This window comes from Viridibacillus sp. KH_047 (genome assembly GCF_057838945.1).
Genome location: NZ_CM174479.1, coordinates 3797448 through 3817559 on the forward strand (window position 1 = coordinate 3797448; position 20112 = coordinate 3817559).

The 20112-nt window shown below is 36.8% G+C and carries 17 protein-coding genes and 1 pseudogene; 9 read left to right on the forward strand and 9 right to left on the reverse strand.

The annotated features are described in order from the left end of the window. Positions 1–118: 118 nt before the first annotated feature. From AC3IS5_RS18605 to AC3IS5_RS18620, 4 genes are all read right to left on the reverse strand, one after another. Positions 119–2302 carry a DNA topoisomerase III gene (locus AC3IS5_RS18605; RefSeq protein ID WP_489425724.1) on the reverse strand — a complete coding sequence of 728 codons (2184 nt, stop codon included), beginning with the start codon at positions 2300–2302 and terminating at the stop codon, positions 119–121. Between the two features lie 16 nt (positions 2303–2318). Next, positions 2319–2912, reverse strand: a complete 594-nt coding sequence (locus AC3IS5_RS18610; protein WP_489425725.1) for a TetR/AcrR family transcriptional regulator — start codon at positions 2910–2912, stop codon at positions 2319–2321. 222 nt (positions 2913–3134) lie between these two features. Continuing rightward, positions 3135–3698 carry an NADPH-dependent FMN reductase gene (locus AC3IS5_RS18615; RefSeq protein WP_489425726.1) on the reverse strand — a complete coding sequence of 188 codons (564 nt, stop codon included), beginning with the start codon at positions 3696–3698 and terminating at the stop codon, positions 3135–3137. A 209-nt stretch (positions 3699–3907) separates the two neighbouring features. After that, the gene (locus AC3IS5_RS18620; protein WP_489425727.1) at positions 3908–4708 is read right to left on the reverse strand and encodes an oxidoreductase; all 801 of its coding nucleotides are present in this window, start codon (positions 4706–4708) and stop codon (positions 3908–3910) included. Positions 4709–4854: 146 nt separating this feature from the next. Here AC3IS5_RS18620 and AC3IS5_RS18625 point away from each other — a divergent pair, with 146 nt between their 5' ends. From AC3IS5_RS18625 to AC3IS5_RS18650, 6 genes are all read left to right on the forward strand, one after another. Beyond that, positions 4855–5934 (forward strand): PseG/SpsG family protein, encoded by a 1080-nt coding sequence (locus AC3IS5_RS18625; protein WP_489425728.1) that lies wholly within the window; start codon positions 4855–4857, stop codon positions 5932–5934. Between the two features lie 80 nt (positions 5935–6014). After that, a complete protein-coding gene (locus AC3IS5_RS18630; protein ID WP_489425729.1) occupies positions 6015–6203 on the forward strand; it encodes an SE1832 family protein in 189 nt (62 codons plus the stop codon). An 801-nt stretch (positions 6204–7004) separates the two neighbouring features. Then, positions 7005–8567 (forward strand): ABC-F family ATP-binding cassette domain-containing protein, encoded by a 1563-nt coding sequence (locus AC3IS5_RS18635; protein WP_489425730.1) that lies wholly within the window; start codon positions 7005–7007, stop codon positions 8565–8567. 248 nt (positions 8568–8815) lie between these two features. Then, positions 8816–9703 carry a YitT family protein gene (locus AC3IS5_RS18640; RefSeq protein WP_489425731.1) on the forward strand — a complete coding sequence of 296 codons (888 nt, stop codon included), beginning with the start codon at positions 8816–8818 and terminating at the stop codon, positions 9701–9703. A gap of 201 nt (positions 9704–9904) precedes the next feature. Next, a complete protein-coding gene (spx, locus tag AC3IS5_RS18645; RefSeq protein ID WP_053417987.1) occupies positions 9905–10309 on the forward strand; it encodes a transcriptional regulator Spx in 405 nt (134 codons plus the stop codon). Between the two features lie 16 nt (positions 10310–10325). Further along, positions 10326–10763 (forward strand): MarR family winged helix-turn-helix transcriptional regulator, encoded by a 438-nt coding sequence (locus tag AC3IS5_RS18650; protein WP_489427937.1) that lies wholly within the window; start codon positions 10326–10328, stop codon positions 10761–10763. A 204-nt stretch (positions 10764–10967) separates the two neighbouring features. Here AC3IS5_RS18650 and AC3IS5_RS18655 read toward each other — a convergent pair whose 3' ends face one another. Both AC3IS5_RS18655 and AC3IS5_RS18660 read right to left on the reverse strand, forming a co-directional pair. Then, complete coding sequence (locus AC3IS5_RS18655) at positions 10968–11534, reverse strand: RNA polymerase sigma factor (protein ID WP_489425732.1); 567 nt, start codon at positions 11532–11534, stop codon at positions 10968–10970. A gap of 229 nt (positions 11535–11763) precedes the next feature. Continuing rightward, positions 11764–13017 carry a hemolysin family protein gene (locus tag AC3IS5_RS18660; RefSeq protein WP_489425733.1) on the reverse strand — a complete coding sequence of 418 codons (1254 nt, stop codon included), beginning with the start codon at positions 13015–13017 and terminating at the stop codon, positions 11764–11766. A 160-nt stretch (positions 13018–13177) separates the two neighbouring features. Between AC3IS5_RS18660 and AC3IS5_RS18665 the strand changes: the two genes are divergently transcribed. Further along, positions 13178–14560, forward strand: a complete 1383-nt coding sequence (locus AC3IS5_RS18665; protein ID WP_489425734.1) for a dipeptidase — start codon at positions 13178–13180, stop codon at positions 14558–14560. Between the two features lie 313 nt (positions 14561–14873). Here AC3IS5_RS18665 and AC3IS5_RS18670 read toward each other — a convergent pair whose 3' ends face one another. Beyond that, on the reverse strand, positions 14874–15446 hold the full coding sequence (locus tag AC3IS5_RS18670; protein ID WP_489425735.1) for a nitroreductase family protein: 573 nt from the start codon (positions 15444–15446) through the stop codon (positions 14874–14876). 137 nt (positions 15447–15583) lie between these two features. Beyond that, complete coding sequence (locus tag AC3IS5_RS18675) at positions 15584–17404, reverse strand: sensor domain-containing diguanylate cyclase (protein WP_489425736.1); 1821 nt, start codon at positions 17402–17404, stop codon at positions 15584–15586. 96 nt (positions 17405–17500) lie between these two features. On the opposite strand from AC3IS5_RS18675, the gene AC3IS5_RS18680 reads away from it, so the two are divergent. Continuing rightward, complete coding sequence (locus tag AC3IS5_RS18680; protein ID WP_489425737.1) at positions 17501–18085, forward strand: glycerol-3-phosphate acyltransferase; 585 nt, start codon at positions 17501–17503, stop codon at positions 18083–18085. 85 nt (positions 18086–18170) lie between these two features. Here the strand turns inward: AC3IS5_RS18680 and AC3IS5_RS18685 are convergent. Beyond that, a pseudogene (locus AC3IS5_RS18685) lies at positions 18171–18662 on the reverse strand (amidase domain-containing protein); the annotation flags it as partial. A gap of 294 nt (positions 18663–18956) precedes the next feature. Here AC3IS5_RS18685 and AC3IS5_RS18690 point away from each other — a divergent pair. Continuing rightward, positions 18957–19979, forward strand: a complete 1023-nt coding sequence (locus tag AC3IS5_RS18690; protein ID WP_489425738.1) for a DUF2804 domain-containing protein — start codon at positions 18957–18959, stop codon at positions 19977–19979. The last annotated feature ends 133 nt before the right edge of the window (positions 19980–20112 follow it).

A 20112-nucleotide genomic window follows, 5' to 3' on the forward strand; every position in this document is an offset into this window, starting at 1 on the left:
AAATCACCTCTTTTCAAATACCATTATAGTTAAAACCTATTTTAACACCGTTATCTGAAAATTCAAAAGGCCGTTGTTCTCAAATATTCACAATATTCTATTAGTAAAAAATACCCATTTATTCATCTTTTGTTCCTAATAGCTTCTTCAGTGCCTCTGCCATTGCATTGTTTTGTGGTTGATCATCTTGTTTTTTCATGTACTTTTGGACTTCTTTTTTAGAAACTTTTGTATTGCCAGTGTCCTTCTTACGTTTCTCAAATACAGATAATTTTTCACGATGGCCGCATGAGCAAACGAAAATGCGTCCTTCTCCTTCACCACGAAGTTCCAATTTCTTATGACAAATAGGACAACGTGCATTCGTCACCATTGATACTTTTTTCTTGTGACCACAAGCTCGATCTTGGCAGACAAGCATTTTACCACGTTTACCATTTACCTCAAGCAATAATTTCCCACAATCCGGACATCTTTTCCCTGTAACATTATCATGCTTGAATTTTTGATCGCTCTTCTTAATATCACTAACAGCTTTTTTAGAGAAATTAACCATATTGTTAATGAAATCCGATTTTTTTGCTGAACCTTTTGCAATTTTCGTTAATTGTTGTTCCCACTCTGCAGTTAAAGCAGGTGATTTTAAATCCGACGGTACTAATTCTAAAAGCTGACGACCTTTAGAAGTAGCATGTAGGTCCTTACCTTTTTTCTCAATTAAAAATGAATTAAATAACTTCTCAATAATATCTGCACGTGTTGCTACAGTGCCGATACCACCTGTTTCATTTAACGTTTTAATTAAGTCCTTCGACTCACCACTCATAAATTGCGCTGGATTTTCCATCGCTGCAAGTAACGTACCTTCATTGAAATAAGCTGGTGGTTTTGTATCACCTTGTGTCATTGCAATGGCACGGATAGCAATTTTATCGCCTTTATTGTAGCTTGGTAGTGAACGCTCATCTGTGTCTTCATCATCATCTTGTTGATAAACACGTTTCCAACCTTCATCACGAATTGTACGGCCTTTTACTTTAAATACTTCATTGCCAACACCTAACGTAACTGTTGTTTGATCATATTGGAATGGACCAAAGAAAACAGCTAAGAAACGTTTGACGATTAAATCGTATAGACGACGTTCTTTATCAGATAAATCTTGTAAAATAGCCACTTCTTCAGTTGGAATGATGGCATGGTGATCAGATACTTTTGCATTATCAATAACACCTTTTTGTGGATGCACAGAATTGTTACGTAGTAAAAGGTTTGCTGCAGCTCGATTATCCCCCACAGCTGATGCTTTAATACGGTCTTTTAATGTGCTCTTCATATCATCTGTTAAATGCTTAGAATCTGTACGTGGATAAGTAACTATCTTATGGCGCTCATAAAGATTTTGAAGTGTTGAAAGTGTTTCTTTTGCAGACCAACTCCAGCGCTTATGTGCCTCTTTTTGTAGCTCCGTCAAATCAAATAATGCAGGGGCAGATTGACGTTTTGGGGACGTTTGGATATCTTGAATAACCCCTTCAGTTACAGCATCTAATGTTGTTAATAACTGTTCAACTTTTTCCTTTTGGAAAGACTGAGATTGATTGTTTTGACGGTCAAACCAAGTAAATTTTGTATCGTTTGTATGTGCTTGTAAGCCATAATACGTTTTTGGCTTAAAGTTTTTAATTTGTTGTTCACGTTCTGCAATCATTGCAAGAGTAGGTGTTTGTACACGGCCTGTTGATAATTGTGCATTATATTTTACTGTTAAGGCACGTGTCGCATTAATGCCAACAACCCAGTCAGCTTCTGCACGTGCTACAGCTGCCTCATATAAATGTTCATAAGAACGACCATCTTTTAAGTTTTTGAACCCATCTTTAATAGCTTTATCCGTCACTGATGAAATCCATAAACGTTTAACCGGTTTACGGCATTTCACTTTTTCTAATATCCAGCGAGCTACTAGCTCCCCTTCACGCCCCGCATCTGTCGCAATAATAATCTGATTGACGTCTTGACGCATTAATTGTGCTTTCACTGCATTATATTGCTTTGTTGTTTGACGTATTGGAACCAGCTTGAATGGATTCGGTAAAATCGGTAAATCTTCCATCTTCCACTCTTTGAATTTCTGATCGTACTGTTCTGGATCAGCATGAGTAACTAAATGACCGAGTGCCCAAGTAACAATATATTGAGGCCCCTCTAGAAAGCCATTACCTTTTTTCGTACATCCTAAAACACGTGCTATATCACGTGCTACAGATGGTTTTTCTGCTAAAACTAAACTTTTTCCCATATAAATTCTTATCTCCTTATTTTAACGTTTGTAAATGTTCATGTAATACATGATTAATAATTTCGGGCGTAAATTTATCAGGCAGCATTATGCAATGATAAGACATCCCTTCAAGGAGTCCATATAATCGAATGACTTCTACATCAATATCCAAATCTTCTCTTGCCTCTTTTAAGAATATTAGTAACTCCAGCATCGTTCTCAACATTTGATAGGAGTTTTCTAAAAGCTCCTGACATTTTGCCCGAATGGCTTCATCTACTAATGCTTTAGATGAAAACGATAACCAAACCTCTATTTCTAATTTTCTTTCTGCATCTAACGGCAAAAACTGACGTAAGACTTCTATTATATCTTCTGTTGAAGGACCGTTACCAAATAAACGCATCGCTTCAATTCGTTCATCCGATTTTTTTTGAATTAATTCCATCGAGTAAATTAGAAGATCACTTTGTGTTGAAAAATAGTGCCTTAAAGAGCCGACAGAAAGATTTGCTTCTTGTGCAACGTTGCGCACACTCGCATTTTCCAGTCCCTCTCTTCGAATAACTGCCCAAGTTGCTCGAGCAATTTTTTCTCTTTGTACTTCAAATTTATTTATCTTTTCCATAACCCAATCATAACACATTCGATCTTTTTGATACACTTGTATTATTTTTTTAATACAGTCGTATTGTTTTTAAAGGGGGATTTCGGATCTATAGGTGAGGAAATTAAATCGTATACTGAAATGACAAAAACAGCACTTGAAGATGCAACGGTAAATGTGTGTGCATATGGTACAGCAGTAAAATTTATATAAACTAAAAAGGAGTGGCAAAAGCCACTCCTTTTAATGTTGGTCGATTGGTTCTTTAGGAAGATCATTACTTAGTTCGCAATATTTCCCGAATACTCGTACTAATTCTTGTAATCGTTCAAGAACATTTGCATCGATAATGTTATTGTCTTTATCAAAGTGACTAGCATGTGTGTAGACGTAGTTTGGAGTTACGAGTGCACGGAAGTAGTCGAGGATTGGTTTTAGTTGGTTTTCAACAACTAGGTGATGTTGTTGTGTACCACCATTAGCTACAATTGAAACGGGTTTGTAGCGCAAAGCTTTAGGGTGTAGGAAATCAAATGCATTTTTTAATACGCCTGGAATCGATCCTTGGAAAATAGGTGTAGCTAAAATATAACCATTTGCTTCCTCGAATTTTTTCACAAGTGTTTTCATATCATCATTATATTGATCAAATGGACGTCCATCAACAAATTGATGTTCGAAGTCTGCTAGATGTATTAACTCTAGCTCTAGGCTACCATCAAATTCTTTAATATAGGTCTCTATTTGTTTTAAAATTGCACCTGTTTTTCTGCCGATAATTGTTCCGTCTACAAGTAAGATCTTCATAGATGTTACCTCCAATTCAAAATTCCTACCGTTATTGTAACAAATGCAGATTCGTTATATAAGGTGACAAGCACCATTTCAGTCTTTAGACGGAACAGAAAACTACATTTTTCGCTAAACATAGTAAACCACAATACTTTAGTAAGATGGCTTACTATGCAAATTATTTTTAGACAAAAATATAAACTCTCATCAACAGTTTTTAAATTTTATTGTCTATCATTTAACGGTTTATCTATTTTTTCCTCTTCTAGTATTTCCTTTTCAATGAAAATATCTTGACGTTTTTCCCAATTAAAGATAAGTTCTTCTTCAATTATTTCTTCATGATCATCAACTAATGGATCTATTTTTCCAATCATTGAAATTTCTGCAGATTCAAATACCCTGACCTTTTGTTTTGTATTTTTTATAGCAACACTATACATAGCTTTTGCTAATGTATTGGCAGAAATAGCACGGTATTTTTTAAGTGGACCAATGAATATAGGATTCAAGATATTCATCACAGCTCCACTAATTTTCTCTGTTGGACGTACTTCCTCACGATTCCCCAACAATAAAGATGGTCTAAAAATCGATAATTGAGGTAATTCCAGTGCCATTAAATTATGTTCCATCTTACCTTTTACTTGATTGTAATAGAATTTAGAATTTTCATTTGCACCCATAGCTGAAATAACAAGTACATGCGGAATACCACATTTTTTTGCTATCGATGCAATATTCAATGGATATTCAAGATCAACTTTTTCAAACATAGCCTTTGAACCTGCCTTTTTACGTGTAGTACCTAGGCAGCAATAAAGTTCATGTGCAAATTTGAAATCTGTTTCTTCCAATTGATCGAACTGACGAATTTTCACACTAATTTTTGGATGTTTAAAATTCAATGCACGGCGAGCGATTACTGTAATCTCTGCGTACTCTTCACTCTCACAAAGGACTTTGACAAGCTCCTGTCCCGTCAAACCAGTTGCTCCAACAACAATCGCTGAACGCATCAACATAACTGTTCACGTCCTTTCCTAATCTATATACCGTCCAAAATTACGGATAGTTTAGCCTATGTATCTAACATTCTAGTGATTTTACAGACATAATCATTAATTTCCCACCATAAAGTAGATAGATAAGTTGAAAGGATGGGATTTAAATGACTAATAACCAAACAGAAAATCATTCTAAAAAAACGATTGCATTTGCAGTTGAAGTTTCATCACATAATGACCTATACCCCGTTGAAAGAATCGCGACACTCGTTAAGATGTTCAGCGATGAAAAAATTATCATTTTCATTAAGCAACCTTCTGAGTTAGCGTTAAAAAAGCTAGCAGCGACAGGAATAGAGCCTATTTCTTACCGCGATCAAAAACAGTTGCTTCAATATATATCTAAATTAAAGCCTGATTTACTTGTACGTGATGGCATTAATACAGAACTCGAAGATACGGAGAAATTAAAAGAAATTGTCCCTGCTCTCGTTCATTTTGATGATTTTGGCGAAGGTGGTAAAGCAGCCGATTGCGTGTTGCATACACTTTATAGAGAAATCCGTGAAAAGGTAGATCCTCATTACTTAACTGGTCCCTCTTCATTTGTTGTACCTGAAAAAATCGCAGCCATTACTTCTACTGAAGATGAAGGAGAAAAACCTCATATTGTAGTTGTATATGAAGGTAGTGATCCGGAGAATTTAACATATCGGACTATGCGCCACTTAATGCAGCTACAAATTCCTGTACGTATCTCTGTATTAGTGGATCCTTCGTACGCACATGATATAGATGAATTGAAGATGATGGCTTTAAGTCGTAGGAATATTACTGTTATACAAGCTGCTGATATGCTAGAAACTCTACTTTCTCAGGCCCAAATAGTCATTTGTTCAGCAAGTTATACCCCTTATAAAGTTGCAGTTGTAGGTATCCCTTGTATCGTCGTCTCTCAAAATGAAACAGAAATTATGCATGCATTCCCTCGTGATCAAAATGGTTTTATTCAACTTGGAAGTGGTCGCAAATTAAAACAATCTCACTTGCAAAATGCTGTAATGGAACTACTTTTACATGAAGCACGCCGCGACCGCGCCATTAGAAACCAAAAAAAGCTCGATCTACAAAGTAACAACCATTATATCTATTCCATGCTCATTAATTTTGCGCACAGAACACCAAAAGCACAAGCTTTTTTAGTACAAGATCACACCAAGAAAACGCCACGTATGATACAATAATAGAAAAGCTGTGTTGAAATTTGTCTCAGTTCCAGAATTCGACATGGTAATAGTCGAAATCTATTTAAAGGAGTATTTTCATGCCTACTAAAGCCGAAATAGAATACCAAATATTAGAACTAAAAAGCGACTACATCCGTCATCAAGGTGACATCGAAAAACTCGATTCAATCGGGAACGGATTAGCTGTCGAGCAGGCCGAACAACGCCTAAAAGACATGGAGCAACAACTAGCCGAATTGAACAAACAACTCGCAGCGTTGTCATAACTGCGGGTTTTTTTTATTGTAAATGCTGATGCGGCCCGTTTAGCCCCGACAAGCACTGGAAGGCTCGAATCAAAAGCATCACTTCAGCTTTTGACCGAGAGACTGAAGTGACCTCGAGGGGCTGGCCGCTGAAGCTGGATATGCCTAAATGCTGATGGCGCTCGTTCAGCTGTGAGGTCGTTGGAAGGCGGAAGCCAAAGTCGCTCTTTGACTTTGAGCGCCCGACTGAAACGGCCCGAGCAGCTAGCGCCTGAAGCTGGATATCCCCAAATGCTGATGGCGATGGTTCAGCTGCGAGGTTGTTTAATGGACGATAGCCTAAGTTCGCCACGTCCTGTGGCAACGACTACCTGACCAACATCCTGTTGGCCCCGACAAGCACTGGAACTTTCGAATCGAAAATATCTTTTCAATTTTCGACCGAGAAAGTGGAATTGACCTCGAGAGGCTGGCCGCTGAAGCTGGATATCTATCTATATGCTGATGGCGCTCGTTCAGCTGCTAGGTCGTTGGAAGACGGAAGCCAAAGTCGCTCTTTGACTTTGAGCGCCCGACTGAAACGACCCGAGCAGCTAGCGCCTGAAGCTGGATACACCTTAATGCTAAAGCTGCCTTTCAAAGGAAGGCACCCCAAGTTCTCGACACCCTGTCGCAACTTTTGCATGATCAACACCCTGTTGACCCAAATCAAACTACTAACTATAACAAGAAATACGACTTGCCACGTTTACAATTATATGTTGGCAAACGAATATTTACTTACACAGTGCAGCTGTCGTATTTTATATGGAGGACAAAATAATGAGTATTTTAACAGTTGAAAATCTTGGCCATACATTCGGCGACCGTACACTTTTTAAAGATGTATCGTTCCGCATCGTAGAAGGCGAACATGTTGGTCTTGTTGGAGCCAATGGTGTAGGAAAATCTACATTAATGAGTATCATCACAGGACAACTAATCCATGACCAAGGAAAAGTCGAATGGTTACCGAACACACATTACGGTTACTTAGATCAGCATACTGTGTTAACACCGGGTAAAACGATGCGTGAAACTTTACGCGATGCTTTTTTACCGCTCTACCAAAAAGAAGCTGAGATGAACGAAATTACAGGCAAAATGGCTGAAGCAACACCTGAAGAGCTAGAAGAATTATTAGAACAAATGGCTGAAATTCAAGACGCTTTAGATGCTGGAGATTTTTATACCTTAGATATGAAAATTGAAGAAGTTGCTCGTGGACTTGGTCTAGATGCAATTGGCCTTGAGCGTGATGTAACAGCTCTTTCTGGTGGTCAACGTACAAAATTATTACTTGCGAAGCTTCTTTTAGAAAAGCCAAAAGTTTTATTACTTGATGAGCCTACCAACTACTTGGATGAAGAGCATGTTACTTGGCTTTCAAATTATTTAAAAGGATATCCACATGCATTCTTCTTAATTTCACATGATACAGAATTTATGAATGGCGTTGTCGATGTTATTTTCCAATTAGAATTCTCAAAACTAACTCGCTACACTGCCACTTACGAAAAGTTCTTAGAACTAGCTGAAATTAACAAACGTCAACATATTGATGCTTATGAAAAACAACAAGAGTTTATTAAAAAACAAGAAGGATTTATCGCAAAAAATAAAGCACGATACTCTACAACTGGACGAGCTAAATCACGCCAGAAACAATTGGATCGCATGGAACGTATTGACCGTCCAGAAACAGCAGCAAAACCAAAATTTAACTTTAAAGAATCACGTAGCTCCGGTCGTTACGTAGTAGAAGCTGAAAATCTATTAATTGGCTACGACAGGGACAAGCCATTATTACCACCACTTACTTTCGAAATTGAACGTGGTGAAAAAATTGCTCTTGTTGGTATGAATGGTGTTGGTAAATCAACACTATTAAAAACAATGCTTGGCAAAGTCCAACCTCTTGGTGGTAAAGTAACGCGTGGTGACTTCCTCTTCCCTTCTTATTTTGAACAAGAAGTTAAAGCGGGTAACATCACACCGATTGAAGACGTTTGGAATGCATACCCTAGCATGGAACAAAGCCAAATACGTGCGCTCCTAGCATCGACAGGTTTGAAAAACGAGCATATTTCTCGCCCGTTAAATCAACTTAGTGGTGGAGAACAAGCAAAAGTTCGTATTTGTAAATTAATGATGGATGAAAGTAACTGGATGCTATTCGATGAACCGACAAACCACTTAGACGTTCATGCAAAAGAAGAACTAAAACGTGCTATGAAAGAATACAAAGGCACAATCATCCTAGTCAGCCACGAACCTGAGTTTTACGAAGGTCTAGTAACAAAAATATGGGACGTAGCAGAATGGTTCTCAACTGGACAGCAATAATTAAATGAGTAAGGCGCTCGTTCAGCTGCGAGGTCGTTGAAAGGCGGAAGCCAAAGTCGCTTTTTGACTTTGAGCGCCCGACTGAAACGACCCGAGCCGCTAGCGCCTGAAGTTTAATATTTCTCTAAAAACTAAAACTCCGCTTTTGCGGAGTTTTTTCAAATCCTATACATTTACCATGACTTCGTAGTTATCGCTTGAAATCAGCCACATATCGTGTGAAAATTATTATAAGGAAGGTGTTTTTTATGGATTCAGACAAGAAAGCTAAAATAGTACAAAGGAAAAAAAATAAACTTAAGAAATATGCAGTCAAACTTTTCTTTTTAACACTAGGAGCACTTATCATGGCTGTTGGGCTGGAAATGGTACTCATTCCAAACAACTTGATTGATGGTGGCGTCACTGGTATTGCCATTATGGCCTCTCACCTTACAAATCTTTCACTAGGATTATTCCTATTCCTCTTTAACTTACCATTTCTATATTTAGGCTATAAACAAATTGGCCGTACATTTGCCTTTTCAGTCGCTTATGGTATCGTCGTTTTATCAATAGCGACTTCATTTATGCATAATTCATCAGCATTCACAAATGATACTCTATTAGCTACGGTTCTAGGCGGTATATTACTAGGTATCGGTGTTGGTATTGCAATTAGAGCTGGCGGTTGCTTGGATGGTAGTGAAACATTAGCCATTCTGTTCAATAAAAAATTGCCCTTCTCTGTAGGACAAATTATTTTATTCATGAACTTATTTATTTTAGGTAGTGCAGGCTTCGTATTCGGTTTTGATCGTGCTATGTATTCGCTTATTTCATATTTCATCGCATTCAAAACAATTGACCTTGTTTCCGAAGGCTTGAATCAAACGAAATCTATCTGGATTATTAGTGATGAAGCGGATGAAATTGGAGATCAAATTATGTCTCGCTTAGGTCGCGGTATTACGTACCTAAATGGACAAGGCGGATATTCAAAAGATGATAAACAAGTGATTTTCTGTGTTATCAGCCGTTTAGAAGAAGCTAAGTTAAAAAATATTGTAGAAGACGTTGATCCATCTGCATTCCTTGCTTTCAGTAATATGACTGAAATTCAAGGCGGAAACTTTAAGAAAAAAGATGTTCACTAAATAACTCATACTTTCAAAATCCACTGGGCATAATTAGTACAGTGGATTTTTTTATTTTACAGCTACTATTTTTGTCGAAAATTCAAATTTTCTGCTTTAGACGTTAATTTAACTTGTTTTTCATATAAAAACCATTGACTTATATATATCTTACTCGTAAGATATAAGTATAATAATCAGTAGAGAAAGCGGGATAAATAGATGGCTGTTACAATTTTTACTCAAACGAGCTGTACATCATCAAAAAAGGCTTTACAGTGGCTAAAGGAAAACAACATTTCTTTCACTGAAAAAAGAATTACCTCTGATCAGTTAACATTGCCAGAATTCAAATTGATTTTAAGCATGACTGAAGATGGTACAGACGAAATTATTTCTACAAACTCTAAAGACTTCAAAAACTTAAATTGCGATATTAATCAACTTTCTATTCAAGAACTATATGATATTGTAAAAGATCATCCAAAAATGCTACGTAGCCCAATTTTGGTCGATGAAAAACGCCTACAAGTTGGCTATAATGATATGGATATTCGTCGTTTCATCCCACGCAAAGTGCGTGCTTATGAGCTTTATGAAATGCAACGCCTTTCACTAGAAGGCTGAATGAAACATTTTGGAGATGAGTAATATGAATGATGCTAGAAGAGAAAGCATTTCTTCATTATTTGAAGTAGTTGCTTCTTTAGAGCGCAAATGGGCAAATGAATGGAATAGCCAGAACAGTCTGGGCTTTTCTAAAACGCATATTTTAATACTAGATCTTCTAAATAACGAAGGTCCAAAACGTCCTTCGGCTATCGCTGAAAAACTTCAAGTGACAACAGGTGGAGTAACTGTTCTAACTAGCAAGCTAATAAAAGCCGACCTTGTTAAAAAGACCCAAAATGAAACAGATCGTCGTGCATCTCAACTTGAGATTACAGATACTGGTAGAGAACTCTTGTTAACGGCACATCACCATGTAAATGAAATTATCGAAAAAATGTTTGGCATGCTCAGCGAAGAAGAAATTCATACGCTCCGTAAGATTTTCTCTAAATGCTTATTTGGTTCATAACAACCGCTAACATGAAATTATTGTGTTAGCGGTTTTATTTTGGGCAAAATCATGGTCAAAACTTATAGTTGGAATATAATACTTCCTACCATCCAAAAATAGCTACCCACATATGGGTAGCTATCTTCTTATATATTTTCCGTTTTTCAAGGCGGCGATCTCTGTATAGATTGCCCGACTTTTGATTAACGGACAAACTATAGATTAAGCAGGCATGATTGCCTCAACTGAAGATTGATCGGCCATCATCATTTCTTTTAGACGTTGTTTCGCACGGAATAAACGAGATTTAACAGTACCGATTGAAACATTCATTAATTCTGCAATCTCAACAAGTGAGTATTGATTTACATAGAAATATACTAATGTCGTACGATATATAGTATCTAGTTTACCAATTTTATCTTGGACAATTTGAGCGATTGCATCTTGCTCAATAACTTCCTCAGTAGATAATTCATTATTGGGAACTAAATCTAGTACAGGAACGTCTAAAGTATCAGGTTGGTTCATCATGTATTTACTACGACGAACATTTTTGCGATAACGGTCGCGGAAAGTGTTCATACAAATTGTAGTTAACCAAGCTTTGACATGATCTACGTCAGCTACATAAGATTCATAACGTACAACTTTTACCCAAACTTCTTGCATTAAGTCCTCTGCCTCTGCTTTATTGCGAGTCAGTTTTAGACATAAATGATATATATAACGATTATATTCCTCATAAACTGTTTCAAGTGTTGTATTTGTTTTTGTTTTTGTATTCATTTTCATTACCTCCGATTCGCGTCTTGCTTTGTTAAACCTATTGTCGCAAAAACAAACCTTTCACTCTATCGGATTCTCTTTCAATTTTATTACATTCATGTAAGGTTAGCAGATAAGTCATGTAATCTAGTTTTTAAAACGTTGATTTATCAACACTCTAAAATGGCAGTTTACATTACAAAAGAAAAATCCTACCCAATTTACTGGATAGGATTTTATTCATTTTCAATTATTCGTCCTCTTTATCAAGTTCGACTGGCTTCTTTGTAATCGTTAATTTTACGATTCGATTATCATCCATTTCATTTACAACGACATGCAAATTTTCATAATTGAATGATTCATTTTCTTCTGGAACATGAACGCATTGTTCCAAAACAAACCCACCTAATGTATCGTGTAGTTGTGGAATATCTACTTCAAAAACTCGATTTGCCTCGACAATTTCAAGACGACCATGACAAACAAGTTTAGTTTCAGTCAATTCATAAATGAGTGACTCCTCTTCCTCATCTGATTCATCCTCGATTTCTTGTCCAATCATTTCTTCTATTATATCTTCATGTGAAATAATCCCAAGTGTCCCGCCATATTCATCAAGAACTATAGCTAAATGCTTTTTCTTAGCCAGCATTAATTTAAATACTTTCTCTACATTGATATTCGAAACTACAAATAATGGTTCACGATCTATAAAATCATCAAGCGTTTTAGATGGGTCTAATGTCCATTCAATAAATTTCTTCGAATAGAACATGCCGACAACATCATCCATGCTTTCATCATAAACCGGATAACGAGTAAACGAATATTCCAAAATTGTATCGCGCACCTCTTCAAATGTTGAATGGATTGAAAGCCCAATAACCTCTGTTCTGTGTGTACCGAGAACATCAGATACATCTTTATCTGGAAAATCCATAACACCTTTAAGTCGCTCTGATTCTTCAAAAGCAAATGTGCCTTCTGTAGAAGCAATGTCTACCATCGATCGAAGCTCTTCTTTTGTTAGTATGGCTTCTTTCACTGCCCCATTTGAAATGATTTGGATAAAGATATTGGTAAACCTTTGGATAATCCATGTAATTGGGCGCAAAATTTGTACTAGCAATGCAATTATTGGAGCGACCATGTAAGCAATTTTATCCGCAAATGTTACAGCAATTGTTTTTGGAAGAACTTCTCCAAATATAATGATAATAACTGTCAAAATTGTAGTAGCTACCGAAAGCTGCCAACCATGTCGAAGTGCGATGATAGTTAAGAATGTTGGCAGTAGTATATTCGCTATATTATTCCCGATTAAAATTGTTGTAATCATGCGGTCCGGATGCGAAATGAGCAAAAACAGTTTTTCAGACATGCGATCTCCTTGTTCAGCACGCAACTGGACCTTCATCCTATTAATAGCTGTTAACGCTGTTTCACTGCCTGAAAAGAAAAATGACGCCACCAAACATATGATTAAACCTATAAACTCCAACTAAACTTCCTCCTGTTAATAAACGAATTCAGTACATTTTCATATAGATAATATACCATATTATTGATAATCCACCGCTTTTCATGTGTACCTTTCTAATTAATTTAAGGGATATGCTATAATTATTATATTATCGAATATTTTGAAATGGGGGATAATTATGAATATTATAGACCAATATTTCACTACCAAACGTGAGGAACATTTGGAAGAACTAAAGCAGTTTTTATCTATTCCAAGTATCAGTTCTTTATCTGAACATAAAGAAGATATGAAAACTGCTGCTGCTTTTTTAGGCGATGCTATGAAAAAAGTCGGATTAGAAAACATCACAATCAATGAAACTGGTGGCCACCCCGCTGTTACTGCAGATTGGTTACACGCTGAAGGCAAACCAACTATTTTAGTATATGGTCACTATGATGTACAACCTGTTGATCCTTTAAACTTATGGGATAGTGAGCCGTTTAAGCCTGAGATTCGCGACAATATTTTATATGCACGTGGTTCAAGTGACGATAAAGGTCAAGTATTCATGCATATTAAAGTCATTGAAGCTTTAATGCAAATAAAAGGTGAGCTACCTGTTAACGTGAAATTTTTAATCGAAGGTGAAGAAGAAATTGGTAGTAAAAACTTACCTGCATTCGTCGAGGAACATAAAGACTATCTAGCTGCAGATTTAGTTTTAATTTCAGATACAGGTCTTTACGCACCTGGGAAACCTGCTGTTTGCTATGCTTTACGTGGTTTAACAGGCGTACAAATAGATATTCGCGGAGCTAAAGGTGACCTTCATTCAGGACTTTATGGAGGCGGTGTACAAAATCCAATACATTCCTTAGCTGATATTTTGGCATCCTTCCATGACGAACATGGCACTATTACAGTAGATGGTTTTTATGACAATGTTCTTCCTCTTACGGACGAAGAACGTGCAGCATTTCGCGCTTTAAATTTTGACGAAGAAGGTATTAAAGAGGAAATTGGTGTGAAAGAATTATTCGGTGAAAAGGGCTACACTTATCTTGAACATACATGGGCGCGCCCAACACTAGAAGTAAACGGAGTTTTCGGTGGTTTCTCTGGCGAAGGTATTAAAACAGTTTTACCTGCAGAAGCTGGTGCAAAAATAACATGTCGCCTTGTTCCTAATCAAGATCCAGAAGAAATTGTAGAAAAGCTACGAGCACATATCGCAGCACACAAGCCAACTGGTGTTGAAATTACAGTTACTGATTTCGATAAAGGTAAACCATTCATTACACCAATGAATCATCCACTAATCCAAGCTGCTGGACGTTCTTATGAAAAAATATATAACACACCAACAGCATATATTCGTGGTGGCGGTTCAATTCCCATCGTCGCAGCATTTGATGAAATTCTAGGAACTCCAGTAATCTTAATGGGCTTCGGACTTTCAAGCGAAAACTTCCATGCACCAAACGAACACTTCCATTTAGAAAACTATGACAAAGGACTCCGTGTTATCAGTGACTACTACTACGAAGTAGCAGCAGTTGATAAGGATGCCCTATAAATAAAAAATTATATTAATCCGCTCCTTTTAAAATAGGAGCGTTTTTTATGTGCCAAACTGATTTAATCGAAGATTTAGTGCTTAATTGGTACTACTCGAACTTCTATTTTGCATTGCTTGAGCTCACATTTAACCTACTCATCTCTTCTTTTGCACTACACAGGCCCTCATTTAACCTACTCACCTACTCTTTTGATTCACTCATGCTCTCTTTTAACCTATACACTACGACTATCAAAGAAATCCCGCATACGTTTAGTTAACGCATGCGGGATTTCTAATACCCTAGAAGGAATATGGTTAGTATATAATTCTATTCGCCAAAAATCGTTACAATTTCACTTGCTGATTTACGTGGCTTTTCTTTTGGTACAAGGTCGTAGTAGCCGAATTGTAACATACTGATAATGCGTTCACCTGGTTTTACACCCATTGGTTCACGGAATTTTGGATTATCTAGCCATGCAGGAGTTTTCCAGCATGCACCGATTCCTTTATCCCATGCAAGTAGTTGCATATTTTGTATGAAGTTACTTGCCGCAGCGTAGTCTTCTAAGCGTTCTTTTTGTCGTGCATCTTCAGGAACGACTACAAATGCATAAGCACCCGGTAATGAGAATTTACTCATCTTACTTTGAAGCTCATCTTCAGAAAGCTCTTTCCAATTTGGTACGGCAAAATCACGAATAAGGTCTTTTAATGGTTCTAACTCAGGACCACATGCCACTACTAATCGCCAAGGTTGACGGTTGCCGTGATTAGGTGCCCATACTGCATCGTCAATTATCGACATTAAATCTTCGCGATCAATTGGCTGACCATTGAACATTTTAATGGAACGGCGTTGTGTAATTGCCTCTATTACTGTTAATGATTGTTCCTTCATTTCTATCACTCCTACTCTGCAAATCTTTACAATTTGGCAGTAAGTTTCATCATACGAGTTATGTATGCATCACTATCCACCATACCATATTCCTAAAAAAAAACAAAAAATGATGAAAGAAATCCCTATCATTTTTATTATAAAAAATTTGTTTGATTGCGACCGTTATTTTTCGACTGATAAAGTGCTTGGTCTGCTGCTTCGATAAAATCACCTACTGATTCAAATGAATGCATAAATGTCGTAGTGCCTCCGATGCTAATGGTCGCAAATTGTAAATCACTTCTACCTTTATGTTCGAATTTAGCATTTTCAACTGAACTGCGTATTTTCTCAGCAAGTACCCTTGCCTCCACCTCACCCATTTCTCGAATAACAATTGCGAATTCTTCTCCACCATAACGAGAAATTACGCCTTGGTTACCCATAACATCCTTCATTATATTCACCGTCTGGCAAATAAGATCGTCACCTTTTAGATGTCCATATGTATCGTTATATTTTTTGAATTCATCAATATCAATCATTAGTAAAGTTAGCGGCCACTTATCTTTGTAACTTTCTCGGAAACATATTGGTAGTCGGTCTTCAAAATAGCGCCGATTATTAATGCCTGTTAAACCATCTAATTCAGTCAGTTGCTTCAATCGCTCATTTTTCACCTGTAGTTCATATGTTCTTTCATGAATCTTTTTATCAAGTGATGTATTTAACTTCATTAATTCCTTGCCAAGTAATTCAGATTCATAGAAATTCCTTGCGTAATTGCGACTTAAATTAAATGCCTGCAAAATGACGTAGAAGAAAAATCCGTAAATTGACAGCATGAGTGTATCTATTAACCCCTTTGCAAATAAATAATCGTTCACCACCGTTATAAAAAACAATAAATTTGCTATTAAGTTCATTAGAGCAGTAGGTCTTTTGTTAACAAAAGCCTTCACTAATATAATTGTTATGAAAATCATAAGTATAAAAGCAAGGGAAAAAACATCAAAGAATAGAGGTTTAAAAAAGCTCGGTGGTGTCACCCAAGTTAGCATTAATAGCGGCAAGATTATTGCCATAACTATATAAACTGTCTTCTTCCCCGCTTCTCTTGGAAATAGCTGCGAAATAAAGGCTATATATGTAAGGACTGAACCGTAGATTAATGTGTGTTCAATTCGCTTTAGTAAAAACCAAGACAAATGTGAGAACTGCATTTGTAAAAGCATTGGCCCTACGAAAAGTGAACGCACCGCTATGAATAGACTCAATAAGCCAAAGTAAAGGAAAGATCGTTCGGCTTTCCTATATAAAAATACAATTATATGGTATACCCCTATAATTATTATACTACCATTTATAAATAACAGAGCTGCTTGTCTATCTGAATGATAATTGACTATAGCATCTGCTTGCCCAAATAAAATCTCTTCACTTGGTCCACCAACAATGTCTTCAAAATTAGATACCTGCAAAACGACTAAAATCTTATCAGAGTTAGGAACAAAATAGCCAATTCTAGGTGTCATTGCAGGAGCTGATGTATCTTTTGAAGTACCAACTGAACCGCTCGATGAGATGGGTATACCATCGACAAACAGAGTATAGGCGCTTGATTGGAAACGAGTAGAAAGCGCAAATGTATGACCAATCTGCTCTTTAGGAATCTTCAAATAGAGAGCAAATGTTGCATAGTCTTTTATATTCCTTAAAGGGACATTCCAAGTGCTTGGTAAATATTCTTTATCAACATTTGATTTTTTCATCCTCTTCTCAATTTCTCTATTAGATAGTAGTTCATGAGTAAAAAATAACCATTCACCTCGTAATGGAATGACAGAACTCTCTGCAATATCTGTATGATTGAGTACTAATAAGCCGTATTTGAGTTGGGAATTAGTTTCATAATTGACTAATGTACAGCCACTGAGGATGAATACAAAAAGTAGTAATGCACTTATCTTTCTCAATTGTACTCCTCCAAATATTTGATAATCGGTTAAAAAAGGGTTGTTTTCATAGTTATTTTTCCTACATACTATAAAAAAGAGTCTGGAGGATTTTGTATGTCTTATTTGACGATTTGTTATTGGCTAGTGAGTTACTTCGTCGGTACATTCATGACTGCATGGTGGGTTGGTAAATGGCGAAATATCGATTTACGTGAGCATCGTAGTGGGAATTTAGGTGCTAGAAATGCCGGTGCAGTTATTGGTAAATCTGCATTTTTCCTAACTTCAATTGGTGATGGGAGCAAAGGGTTACTCATTGTTCTACTTGGCTACTTGCTGAACGAAACAGAATTTTCAATTGCAGTTGCTGGTGCCCTTGTCATTATCGGGCATTTATTTCCTTTTTGGTTAAAAGGCAAAGGTGGTAAAGGTATTGCAACGTTTGTCGGAGTTACACTTGCTTTTAATCCTCTATTATTTTTAGCTTTTGTCGTTGGATTTTTAATTCCAATTCCTTTCCTGAAAAGCGCAACACTAAGTATGCTTATTGGTTATGTATGTTATATAGGATCGATTATTTACAGCGGATGTTTACCAATTGCGTGGCCAATCGTCCTTATTATTCTAATCATTGTTTACAAACATCGCTTTGACATTATCGAGTCCTATCAAGAAAAAGCATGGAAATCAAAAAGATAATAATAAAATCAATATTATATCATTCTACTTTTTTGAAAACACAGCAAACCCGACCTATTATCCATTGAATAGGTCGGGTAATTTATTATATTGGTAATATAACATCTTCTATGTGAAAAAAGTAGTATTTCATATTCGGTGTATAAGCAGTTGAGTCTAAATATTCCCATGGTCGATGAAAGCTATTGGATGTGTGGGCATTTACTAGAGGTTCACCATCTTGAATACTTGTAACAATGACAGAATGATCTATTCGTCCATCATCTTGGAAATCGTAAAAAATAATATCTCCAAGTTCTAAGTCATAGGCAGATGAAACTCGCTTTCCCATCAGTCCCTTCTTTGAAGTTTCTAAATACCACCGCAATGCATGCGGTGTACTCCAACTAAAGCTCCAATTACCTCCTCTTAGCCACCATCCCTTCGATCGGTTTGGCGATCCCCACATCGGTCCACCGCCTGCAAGAAGACATTGCGATATATAATTAGTACAATCCACATCAAATCGCGGAAATGCTGGATTGTAGCTGTCCCACCATTTATCGGCGTAAGCGACAGCTGCTTGTCGATTGTAAACTGCTCCATCACACCTCCTTACTCATGTATATGCGCTGCCCTGATTGAATATTTCTATTATCTTACAATATTTTTATAAAGTAGTTATTTTGTCGTTAAAAGTCGTCTTACCCAAATTTATCTATTTATAAAGAACCTCAAATTATTACATTTCTATGATATTTGTCAGTGCCTTTACATTTATACAACAATTTCAATATTCCTTATTTGAATCGCCCAATATAAGTCAAAAATTTGGTACAATAAAAACAACTAATTTGTTTCTCCTATTTTACGTTTGAAAGGGTGTTCGAAATTGACACAGCACGCAGAAAAAGAAATTGTTGAGTCGACATTATTATGTGACAATAAGGGTAATCTAAATCCCGCTGCCATAGGATTCGCTCGAAAACCGATTATCAATAGTAATTTGAAAGGTCATTTCATGCGTAAAAAGAAATGGAATTATTGGTGTGTTTTCGGAGATGAAATTATGTTCTCTGCAACGATTAGCCATTTAGATTATGCTGCTGTTTGTTTCGTCTACTTCTTAGATTACGAAACTCAACGTTACTTTGAAAAGACAATCACCATCCCCTTGGGCAATAAAGTAAAAATGCCCACAAACGTATTAGAAACTATAAACTTCAATCACGATGATATGAAGATCCAACTGCTATACGCGCAAAATGAAACGCAAATGACTGTCACTATCCCTGATTTTGATGGTGATTTACTTCATGCTGACTTAACAATCAAACACCCTGTAAACGACGACTCTCTCAATGTGGTCATCCCTTGGAATCGCCAAACATTCCAATTTACCGGGAAACATCATTCATTACCAACTAACGGTTACGTTAAAATAGGAGAAAAACGTTATAATTTTCAAGAAGAAGAGTGCTACGCAGTACTTGATTACGGTCGTGGCATTTGGCCACGTGAAGCAACTTGGAACTGGGCTATGGCTTCCCAAAAATGTAGAGGTCACCGAATCGGCCTAAACTTAGGTGGCAAATGGACAGATGGCACCGGCATGACGGAAAATGCAATATTCCTAGATGGCAAAATGACTAAAATCCATGAAGATGTCATTTTCGAATACAATGTAAAAGATTTTATGCAGCCTTGGCATATTAAATCTAAATTCACGGATGATGTTCAACTTACATTCACACCTTTCTTTGAACGTATCGCTACAACAAACGCCAAAGTGATCAAATCCGAAGTGCATCAAATGGTTGGCTATTTCAACGGTCGCGTTCGATTAGAGAGTGGTTGTTACTTACCTATCCAACAATTACTCGGCACCGCCGAAGAACATTTAGCTAAATGGTAAAAAGGACAGCCTCAAATTTGATTAAGAGGCTGTCCTTTTATCTTAGAGCGTGTTAAAAATGTGGTCGTTGGGGAGATTAGATTTTTTTGAGTAGCGCCGGTCCCTTCGAGTAGTGATAGTTCCTTCTCGAAGA